Annotated in this window: 15 protein-coding genes and 2 pseudogenes; 10 read left to right on the top strand and 7 right to left on the bottom strand. The window is 71.8% G+C overall.

The features are described 5' to 3' along the window. The first annotated feature begins 69 nt into the window (after positions 1–69). The 6 genes and pseudogenes from RYJ27_RS00755 to RYJ27_RS00780 all read left to right on the top strand — a co-directional run. Positions 70–702 (top strand): hypothetical protein, encoded by a 633-nt coding sequence (locus tag RYJ27_RS00755; RefSeq protein ID WP_330170907.1) that lies wholly within the window; start codon positions 70–72, stop codon positions 700–702. A gap of 57 nt (positions 703–759) precedes the next feature. Continuing rightward, a complete protein-coding gene (gene recQ / locus RYJ27_RS00760) occupies positions 760–2,775 on the top strand; it encodes a DNA helicase RecQ (protein ID WP_422732847.1) in 2,016 nt (671 codons plus the stop codon). Positions 2,776–2,962: 187 nt separating this feature from the next. Continuing rightward, entirely contained in the window at positions 2,963–5,068 is a 2,106-nt protein-coding gene (locus RYJ27_RS00765) for an acyl-CoA dehydrogenase family protein (protein WP_330170908.1), read from the top strand. Between the two features lie 14 nt (positions 5,069–5,082). Then, the gene (locus tag RYJ27_RS00770; RefSeq protein ID WP_330170909.1) at positions 5,083–5,439 is read left to right on the top strand and encodes a DUF6458 family protein; all 357 of its coding nucleotides are present in this window, start codon (positions 5,083–5,085) and stop codon (positions 5,437–5,439) included. Positions 5,440–5,515: 76 nt separating this feature from the next. Continuing rightward, a pseudogene (locus RYJ27_RS13490) lies at positions 5,516–5,881 on the top strand (nSTAND1 domain-containing NTPase); the annotation flags it as partial. A gap of 1 nt (position 5,882) precedes the next feature. Beyond that, positions 5,883–6,227 (top strand): annotated as a pseudogene (locus RYJ27_RS00780) (ATP-binding cassette domain-containing protein); the annotation flags it as partial. Between the two features lie 30 nt (positions 6,228–6,257). Here the strand turns inward: RYJ27_RS00780 and RYJ27_RS00785 are convergent. Genes RYJ27_RS00785 through RYJ27_RS00795 form a run of 3 tightly spaced genes read right to left on the bottom strand, consistent with a single transcriptional unit; the run spans position 6,258 to position 9,501 of the window. Continuing rightward, positions 6,258–6,737 carry a recombinase family protein gene (locus tag RYJ27_RS00785; protein ID WP_330170910.1) on the bottom strand — a complete coding sequence of 160 codons (480 nt, stop codon included), beginning with the start codon at positions 6,735–6,737 and terminating at the stop codon, positions 6,258–6,260. A gap of 49 nt (positions 6,738–6,786) precedes the next feature. Then, positions 6,787–8,493, bottom strand: a complete 1,707-nt coding sequence (locus tag RYJ27_RS00790; RefSeq protein WP_330170911.1) for a cation:proton antiporter — start codon at positions 8,491–8,493, stop codon at positions 6,787–6,789. Between the two features lie 3 nt (positions 8,494–8,496). After that, entirely contained in the window at positions 8,497–9,501 is a 1,005-nt protein-coding gene (locus RYJ27_RS00795) for a malate dehydrogenase (protein WP_330170912.1), read from the bottom strand. A 100-nt stretch (positions 9,502–9,601) separates the two neighbouring features. Here RYJ27_RS00795 and pip point away from each other — a divergent pair, with 100 nt between their 5' ends. Next, entirely contained in the window at positions 9,602–10,588 is a 987-nt protein-coding gene (gene pip / locus RYJ27_RS00800) for a prolyl aminopeptidase (RefSeq protein WP_330170913.1), read from the top strand. Between the two features lie 80 nt (positions 10,589–10,668). Here pip and RYJ27_RS00805 read toward each other — a convergent pair whose 3' ends face one another. From RYJ27_RS00805 to RYJ27_RS00820, 4 genes are all read right to left on the bottom strand, one after another. After that, entirely contained in the window at positions 10,669–10,932 is a 264-nt protein-coding gene (locus RYJ27_RS00805; protein WP_330170914.1) for a glutaredoxin family protein, read from the bottom strand. A gap of 47 nt (positions 10,933–10,979) precedes the next feature. After that, positions 10,980–11,438, bottom strand: a complete 459-nt coding sequence (locus RYJ27_RS00810) for an FAD synthase family protein (RefSeq protein WP_330170915.1) — start codon at positions 11,436–11,438, stop codon at positions 10,980–10,982. Between the two features lie 94 nt (positions 11,439–11,532). After that, complete coding sequence (locus tag RYJ27_RS00815) at positions 11,533–12,471, bottom strand: glycosyltransferase family 2 protein (protein WP_330170916.1); 939 nt, start codon at positions 12,469–12,471, stop codon at positions 11,533–11,535. Continuing rightward, on the bottom strand, positions 12,464–13,513 hold the full coding sequence (locus tag RYJ27_RS00820) for a glycosyltransferase (protein ID WP_330170917.1): 1,050 nt from the start codon (positions 13,511–13,513) through the stop codon (positions 12,464–12,466). The genes RYJ27_RS00815 and RYJ27_RS00820 overlap by 8 nt, the downstream gene beginning before the upstream one ends. 92 nt (positions 13,514–13,605) lie before the next feature. Between RYJ27_RS00820 and RYJ27_RS00825 the strand changes: the two genes are divergently transcribed. From RYJ27_RS00825 to RYJ27_RS00835, 3 genes are read left to right on the top strand one after another with little or no spacing between them, the layout of a single operon-like run. Then, a complete protein-coding gene (locus RYJ27_RS00825) occupies positions 13,606–14,340 on the top strand; it encodes a CDP-alcohol phosphatidyltransferase family protein (protein WP_330170918.1) in 735 nt (244 codons plus the stop codon). Then, positions 14,337–15,287, top strand: coding sequence for a glycosyltransferase family 2 protein (locus RYJ27_RS00830; protein ID WP_330170919.1), 951 nt, complete (start codon positions 14,337–14,339; stop codon positions 15,285–15,287). The genes RYJ27_RS00825 and RYJ27_RS00830 overlap by 4 nt, the downstream gene beginning before the upstream one ends. Next, a complete protein-coding gene (locus RYJ27_RS00835) occupies positions 15,287–15,949 on the top strand; it encodes an arsenate reductase/protein-tyrosine-phosphatase family protein (RefSeq protein ID WP_330170920.1) in 663 nt (220 codons plus the stop codon). Before RYJ27_RS00830 ends, RYJ27_RS00835 begins: the two co-directional genes overlap by 1 nt. Positions 15,950–15,955: the final 6 nt, after the last annotated feature.

Below are 15,955 nucleotides of genomic sequence, written 5' to 3' on the forward strand. Positions count from 1 at the left end.
TCCCGGTCTGGTGTCGCGGGCCCGCCCGGCGTAGCGTGGCCCGAAACGGACGCTTCGGGGGTGGTCGTGATGGCCCTGTTCAGACGCCGGCGGCACGAGCCCTATGCCGCCCTCAGCGAGGAGGAGCGGATGTCGCGGTACGTGTATCTGCTGAACACGCTTCCCGCCGAAGTGATCGAGAAGGCGCACGAAGCCGCGTTCCGGGAACTCTCGGTGCGTGAGCGGCGCGAGATGTTCGATCGCCTGCGACCCTTCATGTCCGTAGAGGAGCAGGCCGGGAGGCCACGACCGGCTCTCATGGCCGGCGTGCTGCGCAGGATATCCGGGGTCAACGGCGGGACGACGGTGCGCGAGCGCGACGGCTCCGGAACCGGAGCGAGCACCGGAGCGGGCACCGCCGAGGATCCCCGGCGCGCGTTCGAGGACAGCCTGCAGGCGAACGCCATCACCGCGGCGATGGCGCAGCACTTCATCCTCTCGGCCGTCGTCGTGTCGTACTTCGCGCACGGCGCGGGGGCGGGAATGCTCGCCGCGCAACCCGCGTGGGTGTCGGACCTCGCGGCGACGGACGCCGCGGGCGCCGGGCACGCGGGCGGGTACGGCGGCGAGCACTCCGCGGGGTACGGGGACGGCGGCGGATACGACGGCGGCTTCGGCGGGGGATTCGGGGGCGGCTTCGACGCCGGGGGCGGCTTCGCCTGAGGCGTGACCCCGAACGGATCGGGGCCGGATGTCGGGGCGCGTCGTTACACTCGACGGGTGCCGCCCAGCGATCCCGACTCCGCTCCGTGGGGCGAGCCCCCCGAGGAGTGGGCGCCCCCCGAGGACGCGTGGATCCCGCCCGACGACTGGGCTCCGCCGGAGGGTGACGCTCCCCCGCCCGAGGATCGGGCGCTTCTCGCGGGTGAGGCCCCGGCATCCGCCCTGCTCGCCCCGGCCCCCACGCCCACCCCGGCACGCCACGACACCCCCATCGAGGCGCTGCGCACCGTCTACGGATACGACGCATTCCGCGGCGAGCAGGCGGCCATCATCGATCACGTCACGGCGGGCGGCGACGCCGTCGTGCTGATGCCCACGGGCGGCGGCAAGAGCGTCTGCTATCAGATCCCCGCGCTCGTGCGCGAGGGCACCGGCCTCGTCGTGAGCCCGCTCATCGCGCTCATGCACGACCAGGTCGACGCCCTGCGCGCCAACGGGGTGAGCGCCGCGTACCTCAACTCCACCCAGGCCGCCGCCGAGCGCGCCCAGGTCGAGCGCGACTACCTCGCGGGCAGGCTCGACCTGCTCTACGTCGCGCCCGAGCGGCTCAACACCTCCGCGACGCAGGCGCTGTTGCAGCGCGGGCGGCTGAGCGTCATCGCCATCGACGAGGCGCACTGCGTGTCGCAGTGGGGCCACGACTTCCGCCCCGACTACCTCGGCCTCGGCGACCTCGCCGAGCGGTTCCCCGGCGTGCCGCGCCTCGCCCTCACCGCCACGGCCACCCCCGCGACCCACCGCGAGATCGCCGAGCGCCTGCGGATGCCGCAGGCACGGCACTTCGTCGCCAGCTTCGACCGCCCCAACATCCAGTACCGCATCGAGCCGAAGGTCGAGCCGCGCAAGCAGCTGCTCGCATTCCTGCGGGCGCAGCCCGAGGGCGCGGCGGGCATCGTCTACGCGCTCAGCCGCAAGAGCGTCGACCAGACGGCGCAGTTCCTCCGCACGCAGGGGATCGACGCCCTGCCGTACCACGCGGGCCTCGACGCCGGCGTCCGGGCCGCGCACCAGTCGCGGTTCCTGCGCGAGGACGGCGTGGTCATGGTCGCGACCATCGCTTTCGGCATGGGCATCGACAAGCCCGACGTGCGCTTCGTCGCCCACATCGACCTGCCCAAGTCGGTCGAGGGGTACTACCAGGAGACGGGGCGCGCGGGTCGCGACGGCGAGCCCTCCGTCGCGTGGATGGCCTACGGCCTCGGCGACGTCGTGCAGCAGCGGCGCATGATCGACCAGAGCCCGGGCGACCGCACCTACAAGATGCGCCTCGGTCAGCACCTCGACGCGATGCTCGCCCTGTGCGAGACGGTGGGATGCCGCCGACAGAACCTGCTCGGATACTTCGGGCAGGGGGCGGATCCGTGCGGCAACTGCGACACGTGCCTCACCCCGCCCGAGACATGGGACGGCCTGGTCCCGGCGCAGAAGCTGCTCTCGACGATCGTGCGGCTGCAGCGAGAGCGGGGACAGGCGTTCGGCGCGGGGCACCTCATCGACATCCTCCGGGGGGCGCGCACCGAGCGCATCGCGCAGCAGCGGCACGACGAGCTGAAGACGTACGGCATCGGCGCCGATCTCACGGAGCAGGACTGGCGCAGCGTCATCCGGCAGCTGCTCGCGCGCGGCATCCTCGTCGCTCAGGGCGATTACGGCACGCTCGCCCTGAGCGAGGCGAGCACGGGGGTCCTCACGGGCTCGACCCCGGTCGCCCTCAGGCGCGACACACTGGGCCGCGGGGGAGGCGGCGTATCGTCCCGAGGGCGCAGGGCCGCGGCATCCGCGTCGCTCGACGAGGCCGACCAGCCGCTCTTCGAGGCGCTGCGCGCATGGCGCGCCGAGGAGGCGAGGCGGCAGGGAGTGCCGGCCTACATCGTCTTCGGCGACGCGACCCTGCGCGCGCTCGCCGAGCACCGCCCGTCGAGCGAGGCGGAACTCGGCGGCATCTCGGGGATCGGGGAGAAGAAGCGCGAGGCCTACGGCGAGGCCGTGCTCGCCGTCATCGCCGCCGCCTGAGGGTGCCACGGCCGGAGTCCCGGTCCGAGCGCGCGGGATGTCCTCAGCCCCGGGCTGTGGGCTCGCCACAAGTCAACGGGCCGACGGCGCCCCCGGGAGTTGGTGCTACTCCACAGTCGAGTTCCCGCATCGTTGTGGCAGTCCTACCATCGAGGAACACCCCCTTTCCGCGTCGAGAGGATGCCCCATGGCTGACGCCGCCGTCCGTCCGAACAAGCCCGCCACCGCCGCGCGCACGCCCGCAGGCGGCGCCACGCCTGCGCCCAACAGCGCCGCCGAGGCATCCGAGCCCCGCATCGACGTCGAGGGCGTCACCGACATGCTGCTCGGCACGTGGGCCGACACGCGCCGCGAGGCGCGCGAGATGCTCAAGGACCCCGCCTTCTGGCGCGTGGACGGCCTCGGCATGGACGAGCACCGGGAGCGCGTGCTCAGACAGCTCCACCTCCTCGTCGAGAACGGCGCCGTGCACCGGGCCTTCCCCGTCGAATACGGCGGGGAGGCCGACAACGGCGCGAACATCGCCGGCTTCGAGGAGCTCGTGGTCGCCGACCCGAGCCTGCAGATCAAGTCGGGGGTGCAGTGGGGCCTGTTCGGCTCGGCCGTGCTGCAGTTGGGCACGAAGGAGCACCACGACAAGTGGCTGCCCGGCATCATGAACCTCGACATCCCGGGCGCGTTCGCGATGACCGAGACGGGACACGGGTCGGATGTCGCGGCCATCGGCACGACGGCGACCTACGACCCCGAGGCGCAGGAGTTCGTCATCCACACGCCGTTCCGGGGCGCCTGGAAGGACTACCTCGGCAACGCCGCCCTTCACGGCATCGCTGCGACGGTGTTCGCCCAGCTCATCACCAACGGCGTCAACCACGGCGTTCACTGCTTCTACGTGCCCCTGCGCGACGAGAACGGCGACTTCCTCCCCGGCATCGGAGGCGAGGACGACGGGCTCAAGGGCGGGCTGAACGGGATCGACAACGGTCGCCTGCACTTCGACCAGGTACGGATCCCCCGCACCAACCTCCTCAACAGGTACGGCGACGTCGCACCCGACGGTACGTACTCGAGCCCGATCGCGACCCCCGGCCGCCGCTTCTTCACGATGCTCGGCACCCTCGTGCAGGGCCGCGTCTCGCTCGACGGCGCGGCGGCGTGGGCCTCGGCACTGGGCCTTCACATCGCCATCACCTACGCCACCCAGCGCCGGCAGTTTGATTCGGGCGGGGGGAGCGAGGAGGTCGTGCTGCTCGACTACGGCCGGCACCAGCGCCGTCTGCTGCCGCGCCTGGCCACGACCTACGCGCAGATCTTCGCGCACGACGAGTTCCTGCAGAAGTTCGACGCCGTCTTCAGCGGCGCCGCCGACAGCGACGCCGACCGCGAAGACCTCGAGACCCTCGCCGCCGCGCTCAAGCCCCTCTCCACCTGGCACGCGCTCGACACGCTGCAGGAGGCGCGAGAGGCCTGCGGGGGCAACGGCTTCATGTTCGAGAACCGGCTCGTGGGCCTGCGTGCCGACCTCGACATCTACGCCACGTTCGAGGGCGACAACAACGTCCTCCTCCAGCTGGTGGGCAAGCGCCTGCTCAGCGACTACGCGAAGCAGTTCAAGGGCAAGGATGCCAGGGCCCTCGCCGCCTACGCGGTCGGCCAGACGGCGGGCAAGGTCTTCCACGGGGCGGGCCTGCGCCAGCTCGGGCAGGCCGTCGGCGATCTCGGTCAGGTCGCCCGCTCGGTGGAGCGGGGCCTGCGCGCCGACCAGCAGCACCAGCTGCTGACCGAGAGGGTCGAGCAGATGGTCGCCGATGTGGCGGCGCGCCTGCGTCCCGCCCCCAAGCTTCCGCCGGCCGAGGCGGCAGAGCTGTTCAACCAGAACCAGTCCGAGCTCATCGAGGCGGCGCGCGCCCACGGCGAGCTCCTGCAGTGGGAGGCCTTCACGGACGCGGTGAACCGCGCCGACGGCGAGGGGACCCGCCAGGTGCTGACGTGGCTGCGCGATCTCTTCGGCCTGTCGCTGATCGAGAAGCACCTCGCATGGCACCTGATCAACGGGCGACTCTCCGCCCAGCGCGCGTCGGCGGTCTCGGCCTATATCGACCGTCTGTGCGCTCGGCTGCGCCCCCACGCCCTCGACCTCGTCGAGGCGTTCGGCTACGCACCCGAGCACGTCCGCGCGCCGATCGCGTCCGGCGCCGAGAAGCAGCGCCAGGACGAGGCCCGCGAGTACTACGCACGACTGCAGGCGTCGGGTGAGGCGCCCGTACCGGAGAAGGCCGCTCGACGGGCGTAATTACCGCATCGGGGGTGCGTAGCGCAACCGGCTGCCTCTCGGGCCGGTTCTTCCGTACTGTCGTCGGCGGCGCGTCGGGCGCCGTCCTCGACCAGGAAGCGAGTACACCGATGAGCATCGGCTTCGGCATTTTCCTCTTCGCCATCGGCGCGATCTGCGCCTTCGCGCTCAACCTCGACCTCGGCTGGATCGAGATCACGACCGTCGGCTACATCCTCATGGCCGCGGGCGCCGTCGTCACGATCATCGGGATCGCCCTTCTGGCGCGCCGCCGCAGCATCAGCTCCACGGAGCGCACGCAGGTCGACCCGGCCTCGGGCACCCGCGTGACGCAGCGCGAGGCATCCGCCCCGGACGACCCGCGGGTCTGAGTCCGGCCCCGCACGCATCCCGCGGACGGCCGCTGTCCGCGGGATGCGGCATATTGGTGCCCGAGAGGGAGGCGCCATGGCAGAGCAGCCGCACGAGCACATCGCCGACAGCCACGAGGTCATCCGTGTGGTGGGCGCGCGGGAGAATAACCTGAAGGATGTCTCCCTCGAGATCCCCAAGCGTCGCCTCACCGTCTTCACCGGGGTCAGCGGGTCGGGGAAGTCCTCGCTCGTCTTCGGAACGATCGCCGCCGAGTCGCAGCGCCTCATCGACGAGACCTATCCGACCTTCGTGCAGCAGTTCATAACGCAGCTGCAGCGGCCCGACGTGGACGCGCTCGAGAATCTCAGCGCCACGATCCGCGTCGACCAGGAGCGGATGGGGGCCAACGCCCGCTCCACCGTCGGGACCGCGACCGACGTGCATGCGATGCTGCGCATCCCTCAACACCCTCTCCGGCGGCGAGCGCCAGCGCCTCAAGCTCGCGATCAGCATGGCGAAGAAGGGAGCGGTCTATGTGCTCGACGAGCCGACGACCGGACTCCACCTCGCCGACGTGGACACCCTGCTGGGGCTGCTGGACCGGCTCGTCGACGCGGGCAATACCGTCATCGTGATCGAGCACCACCAGGCCGTCATGGCGCACGCCGACTGGGTCATCGATCTCGGCCCGGGCGCAGGACACGACGGCGGACGCGTCGTGTTCGAGGGCCCCCCGGCGGAGTTGATCGAGGCCGACACGCTCACCGGCCGACACCTGCGGGACTACGTCGGCGCCGATCGGTGACGGTGGTGCGGGGGATGCGCCGTCGTCGGATCAGCGGCCGGTGTCGAACAGGTGCCGGCCGCCGTGTTCCAGGACCTTGACCATGATCCCCCGCGCGCGCAGGTCTGCGACGGCCCGTGACTCTTCGTCGATGTCCCGCCCCAGAGCGTGGACGTTGGCGACGACGAGGACGTCGCCGCGGACGAGGGTCGCGAAGAAGCGGTCGAGGCGAGCGGACCACTCCTCGAGGATCTCGGGGGAGGGGTGGCGGAAGCCTTCGATGGGAACGCCGAAGCGGGTCAGCTCGTCGCGCTGTTGGACGACCGACGGCATCCCGGGGCGGGAGACGACCAAGCCGACCAGTCGTGCGCCGGCGGGCCTGGCCCGCCACCAGTGGCGGTCCCGCTGCAGCTCGACGAAGCACTTGGGGCATTCGGCGGCCGCGTGCGGCAGCGTGAGCGGGGCCGTGTCGGCCGTCGGGGCGGCGGCATGACGATGCGGTGCGCCTGCGATGCTCGCCTCGTCGATCATGATGCCTCCCCGGACTCTCGCTCCATTCTGCCCGAGCCGGGGCCCGGGGTCATGCCCTGTCGAGGCGGATCTGGAGACTCAGCTCCTCCGCGTCGAGCTCGTCGAGCGCGTGCCGGAGCGTCGCGGACCCGTAGTCGCCGTCGCCCCTGATCTCCACGAGGCGGACCCGCATGGCGCGGATCGCGGCCAGCCGCAGCTCGAGCACCTCATGGGCGGTCGCGGACAGGTCATCCTCGCGCGGCGCCGACCATCGCCGGGCGACCCGATCGCGGAGGACCGGATCGAAGGGCTCCCCGTCGCCCCGCCGTAGCGCCGGATCGGCGAGGGTGCGGGAGGCCGCCTCGTGCAGGTGCACGTTGAGCGCGTCGAGCTCAGTTCGCGACGGACGGTCGTGGTCCTCTCCTCCCAGCCCGAGCACACGCGTCAGCCACGCCAGCGTTCCGCCCTGCAGCAGGAGCGTCCCGGCGGCCACGAGGAAGGCCACCAGCACGAGCAGCGCCCGGCTAGGGGTGTCGCGGGGGAGGGTCTGGGCTGCCGCCAGCGTCACCGCGCCGCGCATGCCCGCCCACACGATGATCGTCCCGTGCCGCCATCCGAGGGGCGACGCCTCGAAGTAGTCGAGGTCGGCCAGCGCGCGGCGCACGCGGCGCCGGGCGCGGTGCCACGGGCGCCCTCGGGTGGTCGAGTGTGCGATATCCCGCGCCTGGGCGGTGTCGATGCGGCTCTCGAAGCGGCGCAGCATCGTGCGCCCTCCGAACCGCCGCCGCGCACGGCGCGACTGCAGCCAGATGAACGGGGTCACCCAGGCGACACGGACGGCCAGCACGATGAGCACCGCCGCGCCCGCGAGGCCGAGGGCATGGGCGAACCCGCCCAGCGTACGCTCGTTCTCGCCGAGGATCGCGGAGAGCTCGAGACCCATGATGAGGAAGACCGCACCCTCGAGCACCACCTCGACGGTGCGCCAGTTCACCCTGTCGGAGAGCCGCTGCTCCGGGGTGAACCACCGCGCGGCGCCCTGTCCCGTGACGATCCCCGCCACGACCGCCGCCACGAGCCCAGACCCTCCCGCCTGCTCCGTGGGGAGGTAGGCCAGGAACGGCACGACCACGCCGAGGGCGGTGTTCGCGGCGGTGTGGGAGATCAGCGCCCGCAGCCGCAGACTCACGAGCCCCACGACCAGGCCGATGCCGACGGCGACGACGACCGCCCAGAGGAAGTCGAGGACGCCCTCGCCGAGGACGAACGTGCCGGTGGTGGCGCCCACGGCGGAGCTGAGCAGGACGAGCGCGGTCGCGTCGTTGAGAAGACTCTCCCCCTCGAGCACCGTGACGACACGGGGGGAGATGCCGAGGCGCTTGACGATGGAGGTGGCCACGGCATCCGTGGGGCTGAGGATCGCTCCGAGGGCGATCGCCAGCGCGATGCCCAGACCCGGAACGGCCCACGCGAAGAACAGCCCGAGCGCGAACGACGTGAGCAGCACGAGCGCGATGGAGAGCCCGCTGATCGCCGTGAAGTCGCGGCGGAACTCCATGGCAGGCAGCGAGACAGCCGCCGAGTAGAGCAGGGGAGGCAGGATCCCCATGAGGATCCACTCCGGGTCGACGAGCAGGTCGGGCACGAAGGGGAGGAGGCTCACGACCACCCCGACGGTGACGAGAGCGAGCGGGGTGACGACCCCCAGGCGCGGGGCGACGGCGGTGATGACCGCGATCGTGACGACCGCGACGACGATGACGAGCAGCAGCTCCATCGATCAGGCGAATCCGAGAGCGCGCACCGCGTCGCGCTCGTCGATCAGCTCGGCGACCGAGGCGTCGATCCGGGATCGGGCCCGCTCGTCGATCGTCAGCCCCTCCACGACGCGGTAGCCGGTGCCGTCGGATGCGACGGGGAACGAGCACACGAGCCCCTCCGGCACGCCGTACTCGCCGCGCGACACGATGGCCGCCGAAGTCCACCCGCCCGGGGTGCCGTGCACTTCGTCACGGACGTGCTCGATGGCGGCGTTGGCCGCCGACGCGACGGAGGAGGATCCGCGCACCTGGATGATCTCGGCCCCGCGCCCCGACACACGCGGGATGAAGACCTCGTCGAGCCATGCCAGGGCATCCCCCACGCTTCCCATGCGCTCCGCGAGCACGCGGGAGAGCGGGCGGCCCGCGAGGGTCGCATGGCTGACGTCGGGGAACTGCGTCGCGGAGTGGTTGCCCCAGATCGCGACATCGCGGATCCACTCGACGGGCGCGTCGAGCACGGCGCTGAGCTGTCCGACAGCGCGGTTGTGGTCGAGGCGGGTCAGCGCCGAGAAGCGATCGTCGGGCACGCCGTCGGCCGCGGCGGCCGCGATCAGAGCGTTCGTGTTCGCGGGGTTGCCCACGACGACGGCGCGCACATCCGGTGCCGCGGTGGCGGCGATGGCGGCCCCCTGCGGGCCGAAGATGCCCGCGTTGGCGGCCAGCAGATCGGCGCGCTCCATGCCGGGCCCGCGCGGCCGCGCGCCCACGAGCATGCCGATGTCGCACCCCTCGAACGCCACGCGCGGGTCGTCGGTGACCTCCACGCCATGAAGGAGGGGGAACGCGCAGTCCTGCAGCTCCAGGGCTGCGCCCTCCGCGGCCCGGATCCCGGAGGGGATCTCGAGGAGCCGCAGACGCAGCGGGCGATCGAACCCGAGCATGTCGCCGGCGGCTATCCGGAACAGGAGCGCGTAGCCGATCTGACCGCCCGCGCCCGTGATGGTCACCGTCGTGTGCGTCATGATGTAGACCCTATTGCGCGCCGCGCGGGACGTCAGGTGCGCGCCTCGGGGCGCGACGTGGCAACCCGCCGCGGGGCCCGGCACGCGATACCGTGACGGAATGGAATCACGCGGTGCATCGGGCGCCTCCTCGCCCCTGTATCCGCCGATCGAGCCGTACGACACCCGTGAGCTGCTCGTCGGCGATGGTCAGCGGCTGTACGTCGAGCAGAGCGGCAACCCCGACGGCAAGCCGGTCGTCTTCCTCCACGGCGGGCCCGGGGCCGGCACCTCGCCGTGGCAGCGGCAGCTGTTCGACCCGGAGAAGTACCGGATCGTGCTGTTCGATCAGCGCGGATGCGGGCGGAGCACTCCGCACGCCAGCGCGCCCGACGCCGACCTTCGACACAACACCACGTGGCATCTCGTGGCCGACCTCGAGATGCTGCGCAAGAACCTCGGCATCACGGCGTGGCAGGTCTTCGGCGGCTCCTGGGGCAGCGCGTTGGCGCTGGCCTACGCGCAGACTCATCCCGAGTCGGTGACCGAGATCGTCCTGCGCGGAGTGTTCACGCTGCGCCGGGTCGAGCTCGAGTGGTTCTACGAGGGCGGCGCCGAGGCGATCTTCCCCGATCTCTGGGAACGGTTCGTCGCCCCGATCCCGGTGCTGGAGCGCTCCCGGATGATCGACGCCTACCACCGCCGTCTCTTCGACGCCGATCCTGCCGTGCACCGTCCGGCGGCGCTCGCGTGGACGACGTGGGAGGCCTCGACCCTGACGCTCCGGCCCGATCCCGAGCTCGTCGCCTCGATGACCGACGCCGACGCGGCGACCGCCTTCGCCCGCATCGAGAACCACTACTTCGTTCACGGCGGCTGGCTTCGGGAGGGGCAGCTGATCGAGGATGCCGCGCGGCTCCGCGGCATCCCGGCCGTGATCGTCCAGGGGCGGTACGACGTGTGCACCCCCGCCATGACCGCGTGGGACCTGCACCGTGCGTGGCCCGAGGCCGAGCTGGTCATCGTCGACGATGCGGGGCACTCCGCGACCGAGCCCTCGATCCAGGCCGCCCTCGTGGCCGCCACCGACCGTTTCGCCGCTCGCTGACCGCGACGCCCGTGCTCGACGGGGACCCTGCCGCCCGCCTTCACGAGACGCGGCAGCTGAGCCGGCGCGGCCGGCGGGCGTCAGAGGAGGTTGAGCTCGCGCAGCTTCGTCTCGACGTCGGCGTTGGTCGGCTCGACGTGGTGCGACGAGTCGGGGTAGACGACGACGGGGATGTTCGTGCGACCCGAGATGTCGCGCGCGACATCGGCGGCCGCCGGGTCGGCCTCCAGGTCGACGTAGGTGTACGCGACGCCCAGGCCGTCGAGCTGGCTCTTGGTGCGACGGCAGTCGCCGCACCAGTTGGCGCCGAACATGGTGATCGTGTCGGGATTCACAGAAGTCATGACGACAAGCCTACGAGGGATCCGAAGGCCGGGCTCCGGCGAGGAGCTCAGACGATGGCCGTGCGCGCGCCCGGGTCACCCGCCCCGGCCGTGATCAGATCGAGCGCCCGTCGCAGCGTCGAGCTCGAGGTGTGAGCCGTGTAGGGGAAGTAGACGACCTCGACCCCGACGTGCGCGAAGTCGCGCTCCAGCGCGGCCCCCTTCTCGGTGCCGCGCCAGTCGTCGCCCTTGAAGAAGTGGGTGAAGCCGACGTCGTGCCAGGCATCCAGCTTCGACGGCGTCGTCTCGATGTGCACCCGGTCGACGAAGCGGATGCCGCGGACGATCTCCGCTCGCTCCGCGGTCGGGACGACCGGCTCGATCCCCTTGACCTGTCGGAGCATCTCGTCGCTGACGACGCCGGCGACGAGGATGTCGCAGTGCTCCTTGGCGTGGCGAAGGATGTTCAGATGCCCGACATGGAAGAGGTCGAACGCTCCCGCGGCGTAGCCGATGCGCTGTCGCATGTGGATTCCCCAGATTCCCCGATGCCCGGCTCCCCCGCCGCGCGGCCCGGCTCCCCAGCCGTGCTGCGGCCAGTGTAGCGGTCCTCGCTCGAGGTCACACCTCGCGGCGGGAGTACTCGCGGTAGCGGAGGCCGAGGGCGCCCGAGACCATTCCCGCCCCGCGGGCGGCCAGACGCGCCCCGCGTGCGTCGTGGACGACCGACCGACTCAGCCGTCCCCACGCCCAGCGCAACGCGCCTGCGGCGGAGCGCGCCGCGCCTCGTCCCGCCCAGCCGAGACGGCGAAGCGCGCGTCCTCGAACGGAGTCCTCCAGCAGGACGTCGCAGGCCGCGGTCGTGGTCCCCACCCGGTACGCACGCCGCAGCACCCATCCCCGCCGGGTACGCTCCGGCGCGACCGGGTCGAGCACGCGTGCGTCGGGGGCGGAGACGATGCGCGCCCCTCGGAGCGCGGCCTGCCGGGTGAAATAGATGTCCTCGCCCCCGGTGGCGCCGAACCTCTCGTCGAACGCGAGCGCGAGCCGTGTCGCGGTCCGCAGATCGATGAGCAGGTTGTTCGATGGCGCCGCCTGCATGCGCGCGCCGGCGGGGAAGCGCACCCGCCGGAAGAAGCCGCCCGCGCTCAGCCACGGGTCGACGGGGCCGTCGAAGACGGACTCCACCTCGCCGGAGACGAGGTCCGCCCGGCCCGCGAGCCAGGGCTCGACGAGCGCCGCCAGCCACCCGGGCTCGGGGGTCTCGTCGTCGTCGATGAACGCGACCGCGACGGCTCCCCGGTCGCGGGCTGCGGTCAGGGCGGTGTTGCGCACGGCGCTCAGGCCGCGGCGCGGTTCTGCGACATAGTCGCACGCCGCCTCCCGCGCGATCGCTTCGGCCGAGCGCTCCGGATCGTTGTCGACGACGATCACGGACGCCGATACCTCCGTCGTCGCCGCGATCTCCTCGGAGAGCAGGGGAAGCAGACGCCGGAGCGTCGCCGCACGCCGGAAGGTGGGCACGGCGATCGCGACGCGCGGCCGCTCCGGGTCAGCCACGACCGCGACTCCGCCGTGCGCGGACGGCCAGGCGATACGCCGTGCGATGACGCAGGCCCGCCGCCGACCAGTCGCGAGCGTCGAGCGTCGGCGATCCGGCGGGCGGCCCGTCGCCGACGGCGGCCATGAGCGCCCGCAGCGCGTCGGCCGAGATGTCCTCGCGGTAGAGGTGGACCCACGCGTGACCGACCTCATCGCGCAGGCTCCGGTTCACGGCGTTGTCGGGGACGAGCACCGGTCGCCCGAGCGAGAGGGCCGCGAGGACCGCGCCCGAGTTGTGCATGTGCCGGTAGGGCAGCACGACCGCGCTGCACGAACGGACGGCGCTCGCGAAGTCATCCTCGGAGAGGAATCTGAGATCCGTGGAGACACGCTGGTCCGTGGCCGCGCGCGCCCGCACCTCTTCGCCCAGCGCCCCGCTCGTGGGATTGCCCGACACCCGCAGCGACCAGTCGGGGTGCGTCGGGGCGGTCTCCGCGAAGGCGGCCAGCAGCTCCTCCACCCCCTTGTAGCGCCGTACGAGCCCCACGAAGCCGAGCGTCCTGGGTTGCGGGGCCGGGGCGGGCGCGTCGCGGAACCACTCGCCGAAGTGCCCGTGGGGCACGAGGGTGGATGCCGCGCCGGGCGGAACGGGCGTGTTCTCGTTGAGCACGATGCGATGGTCTGCGACCCGATCGATGCGTACCAGCAGCCGTCGCTGCCAGGCCGTGACGTCCCGGGGCAGCTCGAGGTTGTGGACCGTCCGGATCACGGCGATGCGTCCGAGGCTCAATCGCGCCACGAGCGCCGTCGCATACAGGGTTCGCGCGGCCGCCTTGATGCGGTTCCCGCCGCCGAAAAGGGTCTCGGGCCAGTGGAAGTGGAGCGCGTCGTATCGGCCGAAGAGCGCCCGGCGGCGGTCGAACCGGAGGTGGTCGATCCCGTCCGTCCGCGCGAGCGCGCGGTCCAGCAGATGCACGTACGGATTGCTCGTCGGACGCGGTGCGCCGAACGACTGCATCACCGTCACGGCACGCCGCGACATCCCCTTCTTCTCCCCCATGGGTGCACAGTCTGCCATCTCCGACCGTGCGCGCGGGGAGACCGAGGCCCTATGCTCTACTCCCATCGACGTGCATGAGATGGGGGTCTGGCATGTCAGAGACGTTCGCCGTGTCGTACCGGCGGCTTGCCGCCGCGCAGAAGGGACACGCGCGCGGGGCGCCGGGGTACTCCGTCTACGTGAATCGCCGCGCGGGGCGCGTCCTCGCGACGCTCGCGCACGGATGGGGTCTCACGCCCAACCAGGTCACGCTCGTCAGCGCCGCCCACACGCTGGTGGGGCTCGTGGTGCTGGCGGTCGCGCCCGCCCAGGCGTGGACGGGTGTCGTCGTCGCTGTGCTGCTCGCCCTCGGCTACGCCTGGGACTCCGCTGACGGGCAGCTCGCGCGTCTGCGGGGAGGGGGTTCCCTCGCCGGGGAGTGGCTCGATCACTTCGTGGATGCGGTGAAGATCGCGTCGCTGCACCTCGTGGTCCTCGTCGCGTTGTGGCTGCACACGCCGTACCGGGAGTCGGCCTGGCTCGTCGTCCCCCTGCTCTTCTCGGTCGTGGCGGTCGTGAGCTTCTTCGGCATGCTGCTGAACGACCTGTTGAAGGGCAAGAAGGGCGTCGCCTCGACGCACGCTCGCGGCGGCGGCACGTTCGCGCGCTCCATGCTCCTGGTCCCGACCGACTACGGTCTGCTGTGCCTGGTCTTCCTCCTGTGGGGCTGGACGACGGGCTTCCTCTGGGTCTACACGCTCCTGCTGGTCGCCAACGGCGCGTTCCTCGCCCTGGCGACCGTGAAGTGGTTCCGTGAGATCCGCGCGCTCGACCGGGTTGCGGCATGAGCCGATCGGCGCTCGTCATCGTCAACTACGGCTCGAGCGAGCTGCTCGCGCGCAACGCCGCCCGACTCGAGCTGCCCTCCCGCTGTCGTCTCGTCGTCGTCGACTGCTTCAGCAGCGACGCCGAACGGGCCCGCGTGCGGGCGCTCGCTGACGCACGGGGGTGGCGCGCCGTGCTGCTCGAGGAGAACGCCGGATTCGGCGGCGGCGTCAACGCGGGGGCGAACCTCGCGATCGCCGAGGGCGCGGACGTCGTCGTCACGCTCAATCCCGATGCCTTCCTGGAGCGCGATGCGCTCGCGACCCTCGTCGCGGCGGCGGCCGCGGACCCCGCCGCCCTGGTCGTGCCGCGCATCGTGGACTCCTCGGGCCGGCCATGGTTCGGCGGGGCGGATCTGTACCTCGACGACGGGTCGATCGCCGGGGCATCCCGACGGGACTCCCGCGCCGGGCGGCCCCGACGCGAATGGGCGACCGGCGCGTGCCTGGCTCTCTCGGCCGACCTGTGGCGCCGCGTCGGTGGTTTCGACGAGGACTACTTCCTCTACTGGGAGGACGTAGATCTCTCCCACCGTGTCATGGACGCAGGCGGGAGGATCCTGCTCGCCGACGCGGTCGCGACGCACGACGAGGGCGGCACACACGACGATGCGGCGTCGGGGCGTGCCAAGTCGGAGACCTATTACTACTACTCGATCCGCAACCGCCTGCTGTACGCGGCCAAGCACCTCGACGCGGCGGGATCCGCGGCATGGCTGCGCGCGACGCCGCGGGTGTCCTACGCGATCCTGCTGCAGGGCGGCCGCCGCCAGCTCGTGACGCTGCCGCCCTGGCGTGCATACGTCCGCGGCATCCGCGACGGCCGCCGGCTGCTGACAGCACGCGGCCTGCCCGGCATCGGGCTCCCCGAACGATCCGAGGCGACCTTCGACCGAACTGGAGCATCGTGATGACCAAGTCCACGCGAGCGTCGATCCTGACCGTCTGCGCGGCCAACGTCTGCCGCTCGCCCATGGCGGAGTTCACCCTCGACGACGTCTTCTCCCGCGATCCGCGTTTCGAATCCGTCCGGGTCGGCAGCGCCGGCGTGCGCCCCGCGAAGGAGTCGGAGGTGTGCGATGCGGTCGCCGCGCGGCAGGAAGGCGAGCGATGGAGCGAGCGCGTCCGCGCGCATCGTCCCAGCGGCGTGACGCCCCACAAACTCGCGCAGGCGCGATTGATCCTCACCGCGTCCCGTTCGAGCCGTTCGACGATCGCGCGACTTGCTCCAGAGGTGCGCGAGCGCACGTTCACGATGAACGAGGCGCTCATCCTGGGGGCGGGATACCGGCGCGAGGGCGAGATCGCAGGGGTCGAAGCGGTGTCCGCATTCGCGGCGTACCTCGACACGCAGCGCGGCCTGCAACCGCTCGTGCATCCTCGACGGCGGTTCCCCTGGTCGCGCGTCGCCACCGATCCGCTGAACATCTTCGACGGGCACAACGCGGGGTCGAAGGCCCATGCTGCGACGGTGCGCGAGGTGGATGCCGCGATGCGGCGGCTCGCCGCGCTCATCATCGGTTTGCCCGCACCCGCGAGGGAGGAACGCAAGAGGGTCGCGGAACCCGCCTGAGATCGC

This window comes from Microbacterium limosum (genome assembly GCF_036324365.1).
GTDB classification, from domain to species: Bacteria; Actinomycetota; Actinomycetes; order Actinomycetales; family Microbacteriaceae; genus Microbacterium; species Microbacterium limosum.